The organism is Curtobacterium sp. 18060 (assembly GCF_902706105.1).
Lineage (GTDB): Bacteria > Actinomycetota > Actinomycetes > Actinomycetales > Microbacteriaceae > Curtobacterium.
Genome location: NZ_CACSJV010000033.1, coordinates 24,736 through 37,527 on the forward strand (window position 1 = coordinate 24,736; position 12,792 = coordinate 37,527).

Sequence of the window (12,792 nt, forward strand, 5' to 3'; positions counted from 1 at the left end):
ACGGGGCTTTGCAAACATCATCCTTGACGACCTCCATCAATCTGGCACTAGTGTCACGTAATCGAAGAACTTCGATGAACTCTTTCGATACGGAGGTGTCGCCTCGGATGACCAGTGGACGGATCACGATCTACGACGTCGCAGAGCGTGCCGGAGTGAGCATTTCGACGGTGTCGCTCGCGATCAATGCACCACATCGGGTACGTGAGGACACCCGGAGGCGGGTGATCGCCGCTGCCGGCGCCCTCGGCTACCGGTCCGGTGCGACGACGAACGGGGCGAACGCCGGGGTGCGTGTCGCAGTCGCCGCACCGTTCAGCAGCTACCCGTCGTACTTTCGCCGGTTCGCCGGGATGCTCGCCGACGTCCGGAACACCGCGGTGGAACTGACGGTGCACGACCTCGATTCGGCCGCTGCGGCCGCGTCGCCGCTCCTCGATGCGCTTCCTGCGCGCCGAGGCGTCGACGGGCTCATCGTGATGGGCGTGCCGCTTGGAAGCGCTGCGCTCCGGGCCAGCCGGGACGCCGCAATGCCGCTCGTGTTCGTCGACGTCCAACGGGCCAAGACATCACGGCGCGACGTCCCCACCGTCCTTGTCGATGACCGGGAGGGTGGCCGCCTGGTCGGAGCCCACCTCAGCTCGCAAGGTCACACGCGCGCGGTGTTCCTGCACGAACCGCAGGCGTCTGGGGCGTACATCTCCGCGGGTATGCTCCGGGCGGCGGGCCTCACCGAATCCGTGGACGTCGTCGATGCGCCCGTCCCCTCGGACCGTGCGCTCGTTGAGACGCTCGAATCAACACTCCGTGGGCGCGGCGCACCGACCGCGGTCGTGGCCAACCACGACGACCTGGCGTCCCGCGCATGCCGTGTTCTCGCGGCGATTGGCGTCCGTGTGCCGGACGACGTCGCCGTGGTTGGGTTCGACGACGGCCCCTTAGCGGCGGGGCTTGACCTGACGACGGTCGCGCAACCGTTCGAGGAGACCGGCCGGGCGGCACTCGGCTTGGTGCTCAGCGAGATTTCCGGCGCAAGCCGCTCGGTGCGGCGAATCGTGCTGCAGCCTTCGCTCGTGATCCGGAGGAGCGCCTGAGCCGAGTGCACCGCTCGCCCAACTCGAGCCCGCTGGAGTCGTATCGTGCTTCCGGCCCCGTCCCGGTAATCGGCGATGACGGTGTCTACCTGACGCAGCGTGAGCTCGGCGCCGATGAATCGCAACTCTGCGTGGCGGGTCAGGCGAAGGCTGCCCGCGTCAGTGTCGACACGGCCCTGTTGCGGGGGCCAGGCTGTACAGCAGTCTTGGGGAGCATGCGGCGACTCAGCGACGCTGGGGGCCGACGAGCACAGACCAGACGGGTTGGCGTACAAGTCGCCCGCAGGGGTCACGGCCCGATGCGGAGTCCGGTGAGGTGGATGTGGAGGAATCGTCGCCATCCTGGGTCGTCAGGGATCCTGGCAATCACGGCGCGGAGGGCGATGATCAACGCCTTGACGTCCTCCGCGATCACGGTAGGGCCGAGCGCGCCGCCATCAACCGCATGGAGGGTGAGCTGTCGCACCTTCTCGCCGGTACGCGCGGCGACGTCATCGTCGGCGGCCCGATCCACCAGTGCTGCAGCGAACCGATGGTTCTCCGCCGTGATGACCCCCACGAACTCCAGAAATTCTTCGAGCCCCGAGTCAGGATTCGGGTTCTGGAGCGCCCGTGCTGCGGCGTCATCCAGTTCCACGGCAAACAGCCGTGCGATCGCATCGAGCAGCATCTCTTTCCCGGGGAAGCGCCGGTAGATCGTCCCGACTCCGAGACCCGCGCGGGCAGCGATGGATTCCATGCTGGCCTGTGGCCCCTGCTCCGCGAACACCGCTCGTGCGGCCGCGACCACGATCGCGTCGTTGCGCACCGCATCCTTGCGAGGGCCGCGCAGACTCGCGGCCGAAGAATCTGCACTCTCGTTCATGCGTCCATCCTAGCAAAGTGGAATCTAGCTTCCGCTTGCGTGTAAGGTGAACCTATATTCCGTTTTCAAGAGGAGATTGACCATGAGTCTCACCATGGGTTGGCAGAGCCAGGACCCCAACAGCAACACCATGACCCGCGTGCAGATCGAGCGGCGCGAGCTGAATGCCGACGACGTCGCGGTCCGAATCGACTACTGCGGTGTCTGCCATAGCGACCTCCATCGCATCCACGGGATGCTCGGGGAGAAGGACCTCGTACCCGGACACGAGTTCACCGGCGTCATCACCGCCACTGGCACGAGCGTGACCAAGTTCGCCGTCGGCGACGCCGTCGCGGTCGGCACCATCATCAATTCCTGTGGTCAGTGCGCAATGTGCCAGATCGGACAGGAGAACTTCTGCCTCACGGGGGCGACCACCACCTATGGTGGGAAGGGGAATCTCAAGGGCGGCTACAGCCGCGAGTACGTGCTGACGGAGAAGTTCGCCTTCCCCATTCCAGAGGGACTCGACCCGGTTGCCGCCGGCCCGCTGATGTGCGCCGGCATCTCCGTTTGGGAGCCGATGCGTGCCGCCGGCGTTGGGCCCAGCACACGAATGGCCGTCGCCGGGCTAGGTGGACTTGGTCACCTCGCGGTGAAGCTCGGCGTCGCACTCGGCGCTGAAGTCACGGTCCTCAGCCGCACCGCTGACAAGACCCACGACGCTCTCGCGCTCGGTGCGAAGAGTCTGCTGGTCACGACGGACGAGACGGCTATGGCGCAGAGCGCTGGCCGATTCGACTACATCATCGACACTATTGCCGCGGACCACGAGCTTTCGCCACTGTTGCGGCTGCTATGGGTCGACGGCTCTCTCTGTGTGCTCGGCAACCCGTTGATGACCGGGCCGCGCCTCCTGGAACTCGGCTACGGCCGCAAGAAGCTCACCTCGTCGGGAACAGGTGGTCTGCCTCAGACCGCGGAGCTGCTGCAGTTCTGCGCCGACAACAACATCGCGCCCACCGTCGAAGTGTTGCCCTCCGCGCAGGTTAAGGCGGCGCTCGACCGCCTCGCCGCGGGTGACGTGCGTTACCGCTTCGTGCTCGACATGTCAGACCTCGACGACCCCACAACTCCTGCCTAAGACCACCTGCTCCCGGGGCGCCGCGGCGGGAGCCCTCACCACCCTGACGAGGTTTCCCGCCGTCGCGCGCTCAATATTTCAATGTCCGCGGGTCCGCGTCGTCTCCTTCAACCACGGGCGCGCTACGCCGTCCGGGCGTTCGCTGACGCGCTTCGTGAGCGCCGGGGTAGGGACTTCGCTGGCGCTTCGACGTTGGGTGCAACCAGATGTGGAACGCCCTGGTCATCAGCGGCATGACGAGGAAGTTCATCAGCAAGACCAACACTGCTGAGATGACGAAGGTCTCCGCGGGGAGGGGAAGCCTCGACAGGGTGGGGCCGAGGAGCCAGAGGACCACTGTGATGAGGGGATAGACCGCGATCCAGTTCACGATTGCGAAGCGATGACGAGGAGGGGGCATGAGGTGCTCTTGGTCGCGCGCGACGCTTCCAGGTCGCCGCTTGAGGATCGCGATGGGCTCGAGTGGTCGCACTAGTCGCGGAGGGTGAGGGCCTCGCCGAAGCCCATCCGGTTCACGAACGCCTCGCGGGTGAGGTCGGAGAACGCCATGACATGCTCGACGCCGGCTTCGGTGAAGTCGACGACGGTGCGGAACGGCTTCTCGCCACGCGGCAGCGCGAGGACACGGGAGATCTCGTCCGCGACGCCCTGGGGACTGGCCTCCACACCTGGGCGAACCAGCGACGCGGTCGCTTCCTCGTTGCGCGCCACGAGCGAGTCGAGACTCGCGTAAGCGGCCGTGATGGCTGCGTCGGACGCGTGACTGGCGTTCGGGAAGTGCGCTGTGCCCTGGGTGATGGCCCCTGGCATCACGATGCTCGTCTCGATACCGAACTGCGCCGCCTCGTACGAGGTGACCACAGCGAGGGCATCGAACGCGGCCTTCGACGCGACGTAGGGCCCAAGAAACGGCGGCGTGGTGACGATGATGGTGCTGCCGACGTACAGCAAGGTCCCGCTGCGCTGTCCCCGGAGGTAGGGCAGCGCAGCACGATTGACGCGGTGGGCGCCGATGGCGTTGACGTCCAGTAGGCGCGCGATGTCGTCGTCGGTGAACGCTTCGACGTAGCCGACGTAGAGGTGGCCGGCGTTCTGGACAACGACGTCGAGCTTCCCGCTGATCTCGACGACCGTTGCGACGGCAGTGTTAGCGGACTCCTGCGAGGTGACGTCCAGCCCGACCGTGTGCAGCTCAACTCCCGTCGCGCGAGCGAGTTCAGCGAACTCGGCTGCCGTGTCCTGATTGCGTCCCTCAGGGTCACGCATGCTGGCCCACACTGTGTGACCCTCGGCCGCGAGTTTCTTCGCTGTGAGGTACCCGATGCCGGTTGCGGCGCCGGTGATGAGGATGACGGACATGTCTGCTTCTTTCGAACGGAGTGGGAGCGGATCCGGGCTCAGGCGGCGCCGCCGTTGGCGTAGAGGACCTGGCCGTTGACCCAGCGGCCGGGGCCGGCGAGGAATGCGGTAACCTCAGCGATGTCGTCGGGGGTGCCGAGGCGCTCCATCGGGTTGAGCGAGGCGATGTGGTCGATGACCTGCTGCGGCTTACCTTCAAAGAACAACGGGGTGGCGGTGGGGCCGGGGGCGACGGCGTTGACGGTGATGTCGCGACCACGGAGCTCGCGGGCGAGGATCAGGGTGAGCGACTCGACGGCGCCCTTTGAAGCCGCATACGCACCGTAGGTAGGCATCTGCAGGCGGGTGATGCTCGTCGAGTAGTTGATGATCGCGCCGCCCCGGCGGACCTGACGCGCCGCGAGCTGGTCGATGACGAACGTGCCGCGCACATTGACACGCTGGATGCGATCGAACGTGTCGAGATCCATCTCGGCGATAGGCGCGAGCGGCATGATGCCGGCGGTGTGCACGACGACGTCGATGCCGCCGAACGCGGCGTTGGCGGCGTCGAAGAGCGCGGCCATGGCGGTCTCATCAGCGATGTCGCCGCCGACCGCGATGGCCCGACCGCCCGCGGCCGTAATGGCTGCGACGGCATCCTCGGCCTTCGCAGCGTTACCGCTGTAATGCGCAACGACAGCCGTACCATCGGCTGCGAGGCGTTCGGCGACAGCACGGCCGATGCCGCCGGAGGCACCGGTGACGATGGCGACGCGTGGAGTGGTTGTTGTGGTCTCGGGCATGATGCCTCCGTAGCTATGTGAACAACGTGTTCACTTAAGCCTAGGACGAAATGGTCGGTTTGTCCACTAACCTGGTCGCTGGGAGGAGAGCGGATGGAAACTGGACTGGATCACACGGAACGGCCTCGGCGTGGGCGGCGCCCCGCAGCGGAGGTCCGCGCAGAAGTACTGGAGGCGACGGCGACTCTTCTCGCAGCGGAGGGGATGCGCGCTGTGACATTCGACCGCGTCGCAGCGAAGTCCGGTGCGAGTAAGACGACGGTCTACAAGTGGTGGCCGTCACCGGGCGCACTGGCAGCAGAGGCCTACTTCACCTTGAGCGAAGCCGACCTCGCATTCCATGACACCGGTGACCTCTTCACCGACGTTCGATCCCAGCTCAGTTCGTTCGTCCGACTCCTAACCGAGCAAGGCGGTGGCCGAATCATCGCCGAGCTGATCGGAGCCGCTCAAAGCGATGCCGACTTGTCGGCGGCTGTCTCCGAGCAGTACACGATGCCCCGCCGCCGCCTGGCCATCGACTACTTCGAGCGAGCACTCGATCGAGGGCAACTCCGCGCGGACGTCGATCCGAGCCTCCTGGTCGACCAGCTCTGGGGCGCCTGCTACAACCGGCTCCTCATCCCTGATGCTCCGCTCGACGTGCGATTCGCGGAAGCCCTGGTCGAGAACACGCTCACCGGAGCCGCAGCTGACGGGTACCGAAACTAGCGCAGCTTGCCGAACCGAAGACAACCAGTCCGACCCTGGTGTGGTGTCATCAACGGCCAGCTGAACCCGAGGATCGGCTAATGGACCTCCGAGGAGGACCGGTTCCAGTCGCTTCGGCCGGGCAGTGATTGAGTCGACCACCGCCCAACAGCTCAAGAAGAGCCGGCCCGAGCCGCGCTCCCAGCCCTGCGAGGCGCTCCCCCAACCGTTGTTCTAGCCTGCCGGCAGCCCTACTCGGTTTCGTTCGAGACTCCCGCGCAGTGTGGCAAGAACTCTTCCCACCGATTCGACTTCCACGGACGTCAACACTCCGCGCAGGAGTTCGTCTACGCGATCACCGAAGGCGCCTTCAGCATCAGCAACGAGACGCGAGCCGGCTTCAGTCAGGCTCACGAGCGATGAACGGCCGTCCGCGGGGTTGGGGTGTCAATTCGAACTCGCTGTCCCAAATCACCGACGATCTCCGTCGACCAGCGCGATGCTGCCGGTCTCCTCGCGCACGACGAGCTCAGTCCGTCGGTGCTCGAGTGTCCTCCTGGCGAGCAGCAGGATTGCCGCGGCGACGAGGATCGAGACAGGTGCGATGCGGAACATCGCCGCGTACCCGAGGGTCGTCGCGATGAGCCCACCGACGACCGGACCGGCGAGCTGTCCGAGGTCGGAGCCGAGGTACAGCGTGCTGCTCGCCGCCCCGCGCCGCTCCTCCGGAACGACGCCCATCGCCATCGACCGGGCGACCGGCCCGGCTGCGCCGTACCCGAACGCCCCGACAACCGCGGCGGCAAGCAGCGTCCAGATCGTGTCGGACACGCTGATCAGGTACATCGACCCGACGATGCAGGCGAGCATCGGCAGGACGGCGACGTAGCCGAACCGGTCGACCGCGCGACCCCCCAGCGGACTGGCGACGAACAAGACGAGCCCGTAGACGGTGAAGAAGTACCCGACGTCGCTCCCGAGTCCCTGCTCGACGCCGTACACCACCACAAAGGAGTTCACGAGCGACCAGGCGAACAGGAAGCAGAACTGCAAGGCCCCGGGCACGATCGCCTCCCGGGCGATGACGCTCGACGGCGTGAGCCGGAACGAGCGGCGCACGGGCAGCGCGATGTGTCGCGGGCGGATCCGCAGGACGGCGACGGCAGCGAGCACGAGGACCCCGATCGCGACGGAGAACGTCGTGCGGTAGTCCGTGGCTGCCTGGATCTGCAGCGCCAGTGGAGCACCGATCATCTGCGCTGCGCCCGACGCGAGCGCGAATACGCCGAGACCCGCCGCGAGCTTCCGGCGTGGCAGCGTATCGGCGGCGAGGGCGATGCACGTCGTGGACGTGAAGGCCTGGCCTGCGCCCTGGACGATCCGGAACGTCAAGACCGACGTCGCACTGCCCGAGACCGCGTACCCGGCGAAGGCGATCGCGATGACGGCGACGGCTCCGAGCAGCAGGTACTTCCGGTTGTACGTGTCGATCGCGGGCGCCGAGACCAGCTTGAAGGTGATCGATCCGATGGTGAACGCCGCGGCGACCACGCCGATCACGGCCGGGGTCGCGCCGAGGTCTCTCGCGTACGGGCTGATGACGACATTGCTGAGGTTGAGTCCGAGGTTGATGAGGAAGTACGTCGCGAACGCGCTCGTGAACGACCGGTTCCAGATGCGCTCGGCCGCGGCGCGCGGCGCCGGCAGCACCGCTGGGTCGCGCTGGTCCATCCCGTTCCTCCGTCACGTCATTGTGCGGCACCCGCCGTCCGCCGGCGGACAGGTGCGAATGCGGGTGCGGGACGAAAGGGGTCGTCCCGCACCCTGCTGTTCGGACGCTCAGGCCCGGTCTTGTGAGACCTGCGCGGTCTGCGCGGCCGTCGCCTTGCTCGCTTCGACTTCGGCGGCCTCGGTGGCCCGTTCCGTCTCGGCAACGGACGCGGCGCGTCGGTTCCAGTACCGGTACGACACCAGGAGCAGCACGAGCGCGAGGACCAGGTACACCGGGGCGATGCGGTACATGGCTGCGTACCCGAGCGTCGAGATGATGACGCCGCCGAGGATCGGTCCGACGAGCTGCCCGATGTCGGATGCCAGGAAGATCGTGCTGCTCGCTGCACCGCGCCGCGTCTTCGGCACGACACTCATCGTGATCGACCGGACGACGGGACCGGCAGCCCCGTACCCGAGTGCGCCGAGGACCGCGGCGATGAGCAGGGTCGGCAGGTCGTCGGCGAAGCTGATGACGATCAGGGCCGCGGACATGAACGCCAGCATGGGGATGAGCATGAAGTACCCGAACCGGTCGGTCAGTCGTCCGCCGAGCGGTGCGGTGGCAAAGATCGCGAGTCCGTACACCGTGTTGAAGTACCCGACGTCGCTGCCGAGTCCCTGGGACTGTCCGTACACGATGATGAACGACAACACCGAGGTCCAGGCGAGCATGAAGAAGAACTGCATGAGTGCCGACGGGATCGCCTCGGGCGCGATGAAACCCTTCAGCGAGATGCGGAACTTCTTGCGTTCGCGCTGTTTCGCGGTGATGAGGACGACGGCGACGGCGCCGAGGACCAGGGCGATCAGGGCCGTCAGGAAGGTGAACTGGTAGCTCGTGGCCGCCTGGATGTTCAGCGCGATGGGGGCGCCGAGCATCGTGGCTCCGGCGGTGCCGAGGGCGAAGACGCCCATGCCCGCTGCGAGCTTCTCGCGGGGCAGGGTGTCGGCTGCGAGCGCGACGAAGGTGGTCGCGGTGAAGGCTTGTCCGATGCCCTGGATGATCCGGAAGGTGATCAGGGTGGGGACGTTCGAGGAGAGGGCGTAGCCGATGGTCGCGACCGCGATGACTCCGACCGCGGCGAGGAGTACCCATTTCCGGTTGAACGCGTCGATCGCGGGTGCCGAGGCAAGCTTGAAGACGATTGCGCCGTAAGTGAAGCCGGTGGCGACGATGCCCATGACGACCGGGCTCGCTCCGAGGTCCCGTGCGTAGGGCGTGGCGAGGTTGTTCGCCATGTTCAGGGCGAGGTTGACCAGGAAGTAGGCCAGGAAGATGGCGGTGAACGACCGGTTGAACACCCGGGTCGCTGCGACTTTCGTCGCGGTCGTGGTTGCACTCATCGTGAGGTCTCCTGCACGTCGTTGTGGGGGGTGGTTCGGGGGGTCTGGCGTTCGTCGACGACGATCCGGCCGGTGCTGGCGTCGCGCCGGAACCGGCTGAGGAACTCCCAGCCGAGTGCGCCGGCGGCGAGCGGCCACGCGTGGGGGGCGTTCTCGACCACGACGTACCGGAAGACGTTCATCCCCGCGGCGTCGTCGATGTCGGCGATCCAGTGCCGTGTTCCGTGGATGATCTCGGTGCGTTCACGATCGCCGTAGAAGCCGAGGATGCGGTGCAGCTCCGAATCGGCGCCGGTCAGGTAGCCGATGCACGTCGCCGCGTCCCGCTCTGCGAGGCCGAGGCTCGACATCCGCTCGTTGAGCCGCGAGACGGCCCACGCGTTCTTGTCGGCACCGGCTGGAGGCTCCGGCTGGTTCGAGAAGCGCCGGGGACCGCGGACGTTCCTGGTCGGGTCGCGGTCGTCGTCACGGCGCGGGTCGCGGTAGCCCTCGAGCTCACGTGGACGGCCCCAGTCCTTCCGCGGCCGCCAGTCGCTCACGGGGGCGAAGCTCGACGCCTCGAACTGCCCGTTGATCTGCATGAACGGCACCACCGCATCCCGGACCCGGCGACGCTCGTCGTCGGTGAACGGCTCGTTCACGTTGTCCCAGTCGCGCCAGATGTCGTTGCCGCAGGTGAGCACGGCCGTGATCCGCTCCGGGAAGCGGAAGAAGGCGGACGTGACCTGGTACCCACCCTGCGACTCACCGGCGAGGTAGACCCGCTCGGTGTCGACCGGGAACAGCTCGATGAGTCGGTCCAGGACGCGTTCGGTGTTCTGCCAGTTGGTGTCCTGGAGCATCACGAGGATGATGCGCTCGCGCGCAGCGACCTCGTGGAAGCCCGCAGTGAACTCGTCCGTGGAGATCGACTGGTGTCCGCCGTGGTGCACGAACAGCACCGGGTAACGGACACCCTTCGCGGCCTCGGTCTCGAGCTCGAGCGGGGTGACGACCAGCCACCGCGTGTAGTAGTCGCTGTTCTGGAACACCTGCCGGCGCAACCCCAGACCGCGGTAGTACTCCTCGACAGCCAGACCGGTGGGGTCCTCTTCGAAGGTGAACGTCAGGCGCAACCGCTCGGTCAGGACCGCGCCGTACTCGCTGTCCACCAGTGCGTGGATGTCGGCACCGCCGTTGTGCGCGAGTCGGAGCTCGTCGAGCTGCGCCTCGTACTTCCGACGGAGCGACGAGTCCGACTCAGACAGCCACCGCGTCAGCGCTGTACTCTGCATCGTCATTGATAGATCTCCAAATCTGTCGAATCATCTCTGACCGACCGAGGCAATCATACCTTAAACGTACCCTTACGTCGCAAGTGTGAAGACGATCACCGTTCGGTAGGGTTGATTCCGATACGAATCGGGAGGGCGGAGCGACATGGCTGTCAAGTACATGGAGGTCTACGGGCAGATCAAGGCGGAGATCACCTCTGGGCGCTACCAGACCGGCGACTTCCTCCCGACCGAGCCCGAGCTCATGACCGAGTACGACGTCAGTCGGACCACAGTCCGGAAGGCGATCGGGCTCCTCCGCGACGACGGCTACATCGATGCGCGCCAGGGGCGCGGCACCGAGGTGACGGCTCCGCTGCGCCGCGAGGACGGCTACGACTTCACGTCGCTCGTCGGCCGCACCACGGTGCAGACCCGGACGGTCTCCGACAGCCCGTCGAAGGTGACGGCCCAGGCGGCGACGATCGAGACTGTCCCCGCGCCGGACCGGGTCGCGATGGCGCTGGGGATCGAGCCGGGAACGCCCGTGCACCGCGTGCAGCGCCTCAAGCTCGTGGACGACGAACCCGTGGCACACATCGCGAGCTACCTCGTCGCAGACCAGTTCTCGGACCTCGCCGAGCACTCCGGCAGCGTGTACTACCTCTACCAGTTCCTTGCCGCCCGGTACGGGACCCGGTTCGCACGGAGCAGCAGCCGGCTGAGCGCCGTCGCCGCCGACTTCATCGAGTCGCGGATTCTCGGTGTCCACGTCGGCGACCCGCTCGTGCTGCAGACGCGGATTACCGAGTCGGACACCGGGCCGGTCGAGTACTCGGAGAGCTTCGAACGCTCCGATCGGATCGTCACGTTCATCACCGTGTCCCCGGGGACCGAGGAGGGCACGCAACTGGACCTCGTGGAGTGAGGTCCCGGATCAGTCCGCGGCCAGCACCGCGTCGAGCAGCCCGGGGAACCGTGCCTCGAGGTCGTTCCGGCGCAACCCGTTCTGGATCGCCGTGCCGCGGTACTGCTGGCTGATCACTCCTGCCTCACGCAGCACCCGGAAGTGATGGGTCGACGTCGACTTCGCCACCGGGAGGTCGAACGCGATGCAGGCCTGCTCGGAGTGCCCTCCGGCGAGCTGCGTCACGATCGTGCGCCTCACCGGGTCGGCGAGGGCGGAGAGCACAGCGTCGATCGTGATCGCGTCACGCTCGGGGTGCTGCAGGGTCCGGACCACTTCAAGCTCCTCAGCTCGTCGAAAGGTGCGTTGGTATGGTACCTGTCGTACTACGACGACTCTCGTACAAGCCGACGCACGATGAGGAAGGAACCGCGTGACCCGCGCACTCTTCGAACCGATCACCCTCCGTGGACTCGAGGTCCGTAATCGCATCTGGATCCCACCGATGTGCCAGTACATGGTCGACGCCCAGGACGGCATCCCGACTGACTGGCACCTCATGCACCTCGGTTCCCTGGCTCGCGGCGGTGCCGGAGCCGTGATCGTCGAGGCGACCGGTGTCGTTCCGGAAGGCCGGATCAGTCCCCAGGACCTCGGCCTCTGGAACGACGAGCAGCGGGATGCCTTCCACCGGATCACTGACTTCATCCACTCGCAAGGGGCAGCAGCGGGCATCCAGCTCGCGCACGCCGGGCGGAAGGCGTCCACCTGGCGCGAATGGGGCGACCGCCCCGACGGGAACGTCCCGACCGGGCACGGAGGGTGGCAGCCTGTCGGCCCGTCGCCAATCGCGTTCCCCGGTCTGCACGTCCCCACGGAGCTGACGATTGACGGCATCGCCGGAGTCGTCCACGCATTCGCAGCCGCAGCGCGCCGGGCGGTGAACGCCGGCTTCGACATCCTCGAAATCCACGGCGCGCACGGGTACCTGCTGCACGAGTTCCTGTCGCCGCTCTCCAACGAGCGCGAGGACCAGTACGGCGGATCGCTGGAGAACCGGGCGCGTGCCCTGCTTGAGACCGTCGACGTCATCCGCGACGAAGTCGGCGCGGCGGTCCCCCTCGTCGTGCGCCTCTCCGCGACGGACTGGACCGAGGGCGGCTGGGAGCAGGAAGAGACGAACACCGTCTCGGCATGGCTCGGCGACCACGGCGTCGACCTCGTCTCCGTGTCCACGGGCGGGAACGTCGCCGCTCCGAGCATTCCGGTCGGTCCCGGCTACCAGCTGCCGCACGCCACCTCCGTCAAGCAGGCCACCGGCCTGCCCGTCGCCGCCGTCGGGATGATCGACGACCCGTTCCAGGCGGAGCAGATTGTCGCGCTCGGGCAGGCCGACGTCGTCCTCGTCGGCCGCGAGTCGCTGCGCGACCCGAACTTCCCGATCCGAGCCGCAGCAGCGCTGCGGTACGACATGCCGTACAAGCCCGCCGTCTACGAACGCGCCTACCGCTGACCGGCCCCACCCACCGGACAGGAGGCCCGGTGCCAGCCCGCACCGTGCATCCTGTCCACCTTTGCTGGGCAATGCTACCCGGC

At 66.9% G+C, this 12,792-nt stretch carries 12 protein-coding genes; 5 read left to right on the forward strand and 7 right to left on the reverse strand.

The window, feature by feature from the left end; translation table 11 throughout:
* Positions 1-23 precede the first annotated feature (23 nt).
* Complete coding sequence (locus GVL05_RS14055) at positions 24-1,094, forward strand: LacI family DNA-binding transcriptional regulator (protein WP_235035989.1); 1,071 nt, start codon at positions 24-26, stop codon at positions 1,092-1,094.
* A gap of 289 nt (positions 1,095-1,383) precedes the next feature.
* On the opposite strand, the gene GVL05_RS14060 is transcribed toward GVL05_RS14055, so the two are convergent.
* Positions 1,384-1,959: a TetR/AcrR family transcriptional regulator gene (locus GVL05_RS14060; protein WP_159573514.1), complete on the reverse strand. Its 576-nt coding sequence runs from the start codon at positions 1,957-1,959 to the stop codon at positions 1,384-1,386.
* A gap of 82 nt (positions 1,960-2,041) precedes the next feature.
* On the opposite strand from GVL05_RS14060, the gene GVL05_RS14065 reads away from it, so the two are divergent.
* Entirely contained in the window at positions 2,042-3,085 is a 1,044-nt protein-coding gene (locus GVL05_RS14065) for an NAD(P)-dependent alcohol dehydrogenase (protein WP_159573515.1), read from the forward strand.
* Positions 3,086-3,556: 471 nt separating this feature from the next.
* Here GVL05_RS14065 and GVL05_RS14070 read toward each other — a convergent pair whose 3' ends face one another.
* Together GVL05_RS14070 and GVL05_RS14075 are read right to left on the reverse strand one after the other, a co-directional pair.
* Positions 3,557-4,444 (reverse strand): SDR family NAD(P)-dependent oxidoreductase, encoded by an 888-nt coding sequence (locus GVL05_RS14070; RefSeq protein WP_159573516.1) that lies wholly within the window; start codon positions 4,442-4,444, stop codon positions 3,557-3,559.
* A gap of 38 nt (positions 4,445-4,482) precedes the next feature.
* Positions 4,483-5,229 (reverse strand): SDR family oxidoreductase, encoded by a 747-nt coding sequence (locus GVL05_RS14075; RefSeq protein WP_159573517.1) that lies wholly within the window; start codon positions 5,227-5,229, stop codon positions 4,483-4,485.
* A 93-nt stretch (positions 5,230-5,322) separates the two neighbouring features.
* Between GVL05_RS14075 and GVL05_RS14080 the strand changes: the two genes are divergently transcribed.
* A complete protein-coding gene (locus GVL05_RS14080) occupies positions 5,323-5,940 on the forward strand; it encodes a TetR/AcrR family transcriptional regulator (RefSeq protein ID WP_159573518.1) in 618 nt (205 codons plus the stop codon).
* Positions 5,941-6,390: 450 nt separating this feature from the next.
* Here GVL05_RS14080 and GVL05_RS14085 read toward each other — a convergent pair whose 3' ends face one another.
* The 3 genes from GVL05_RS14085 to GVL05_RS14095 form a co-directional block, all read right to left on the reverse strand.
* Positions 6,391-7,650 (reverse strand): MFS transporter, encoded by a 1,260-nt coding sequence (locus GVL05_RS14085; protein ID WP_159573519.1) that lies wholly within the window; start codon positions 7,648-7,650, stop codon positions 6,391-6,393.
* Positions 7,651-7,758: 108 nt separating this feature from the next.
* Positions 7,759-9,036: an MFS transporter gene (locus GVL05_RS14090; RefSeq protein ID WP_159573520.1), complete on the reverse strand. Its 1,278-nt coding sequence runs from the start codon at positions 9,034-9,036 to the stop codon at positions 7,759-7,761.
* A complete protein-coding gene (locus GVL05_RS14095; RefSeq protein ID WP_159573521.1) occupies positions 9,033-10,316 on the reverse strand; it encodes an alpha/beta fold hydrolase in 1,284 nt (427 codons plus the stop codon). Before GVL05_RS14095 ends, GVL05_RS14090 begins: the two co-directional genes overlap by 4 nt.
* Positions 10,317-10,455: 139 nt before the next feature.
* On the opposite strand from GVL05_RS14095, the gene GVL05_RS14100 reads away from it, so the two are divergent.
* Complete coding sequence (locus GVL05_RS14100) at positions 10,456-11,217, forward strand: GntR family transcriptional regulator (RefSeq protein ID WP_159573522.1); 762 nt, start codon at positions 10,456-10,458, stop codon at positions 11,215-11,217.
* Positions 11,218-11,226: 9 nt separating this feature from the next.
* Here the strand turns inward: GVL05_RS14100 and GVL05_RS14105 are convergent, their stop codons facing one another.
* The gene (locus GVL05_RS14105; protein ID WP_235035990.1) at positions 11,227-11,532 is read right to left on the reverse strand and encodes a helix-turn-helix transcriptional regulator; all 306 of its coding nucleotides are present in this window, start codon (positions 11,530-11,532) and stop codon (positions 11,227-11,229) included.
* A gap of 97 nt (positions 11,533-11,629) precedes the next feature.
* On the opposite strand from GVL05_RS14105, the gene GVL05_RS14110 reads away from it, so the two are divergent.
* On the forward strand, positions 11,630-12,709 hold the full coding sequence (locus GVL05_RS14110) for an NADH:flavin oxidoreductase/NADH oxidase (RefSeq protein ID WP_159573524.1): 1,080 nt from the start codon (positions 11,630-11,632) through the stop codon (positions 12,707-12,709).
* Positions 12,710-12,792 lie beyond the last annotated feature (83 nt).

Bases quoted from the DNA above. Each gene is read 5' to 3' on its own strand.
- GVL05_RS14090 (WP_159573520.1), bottom strand. From the start codon at position 9,036: ATGAGTGCAACCACGACCGCGACGAAAGTCGCAGCGACCCGGGTGTTC.
- GVL05_RS14060 (WP_159573514.1), bottom strand. From the start codon at position 1,959: ATGAACGAGAGTGCAGATTCTTCGGCCGCGAGTCTGCGCGGCCCTCGC.
- GVL05_RS14095 (WP_159573521.1), bottom strand. From the start codon at position 10,316: ATGACGATGCAGAGTACAGCGCTGACGCGGTGGCTGTCTGAGTCGGAC.
- GVL05_RS14075 (WP_159573517.1), bottom strand. From the start codon at position 5,229: ATGCCCGAGACCACAACAACCACTCCACGCGTCGCCATCGTCACCGGT.
- GVL05_RS14085 (WP_159573519.1), bottom strand. From the start codon at position 7,650: ATGGACCAGCGCGACCCAGCGGTGCTGCCGGCGCCGCGCGCCGCGGCC.
- GVL05_RS14100 (WP_159573522.1), top strand. From the start codon at position 10,456: ATGGCTGTCAAGTACATGGAGGTCTACGGGCAGATCAAGGCGGAGATC.
- GVL05_RS14065 (WP_159573515.1), top strand. From the start codon at position 2,042: ATGAGTCTCACCATGGGTTGGCAGAGCCAGGACCCCAACAGCAACACC.
- GVL05_RS14080 (WP_159573518.1), top strand. From the start codon at position 5,323: ATGGAAACTGGACTGGATCACACGGAACGGCCTCGGCGTGGGCGGCGC.
- GVL05_RS14070 (WP_159573516.1), bottom strand. From the start codon at position 4,444: ATGTCCGTCATCCTCATCACCGGCGCCGCAACCGGCATCGGGTACCTC.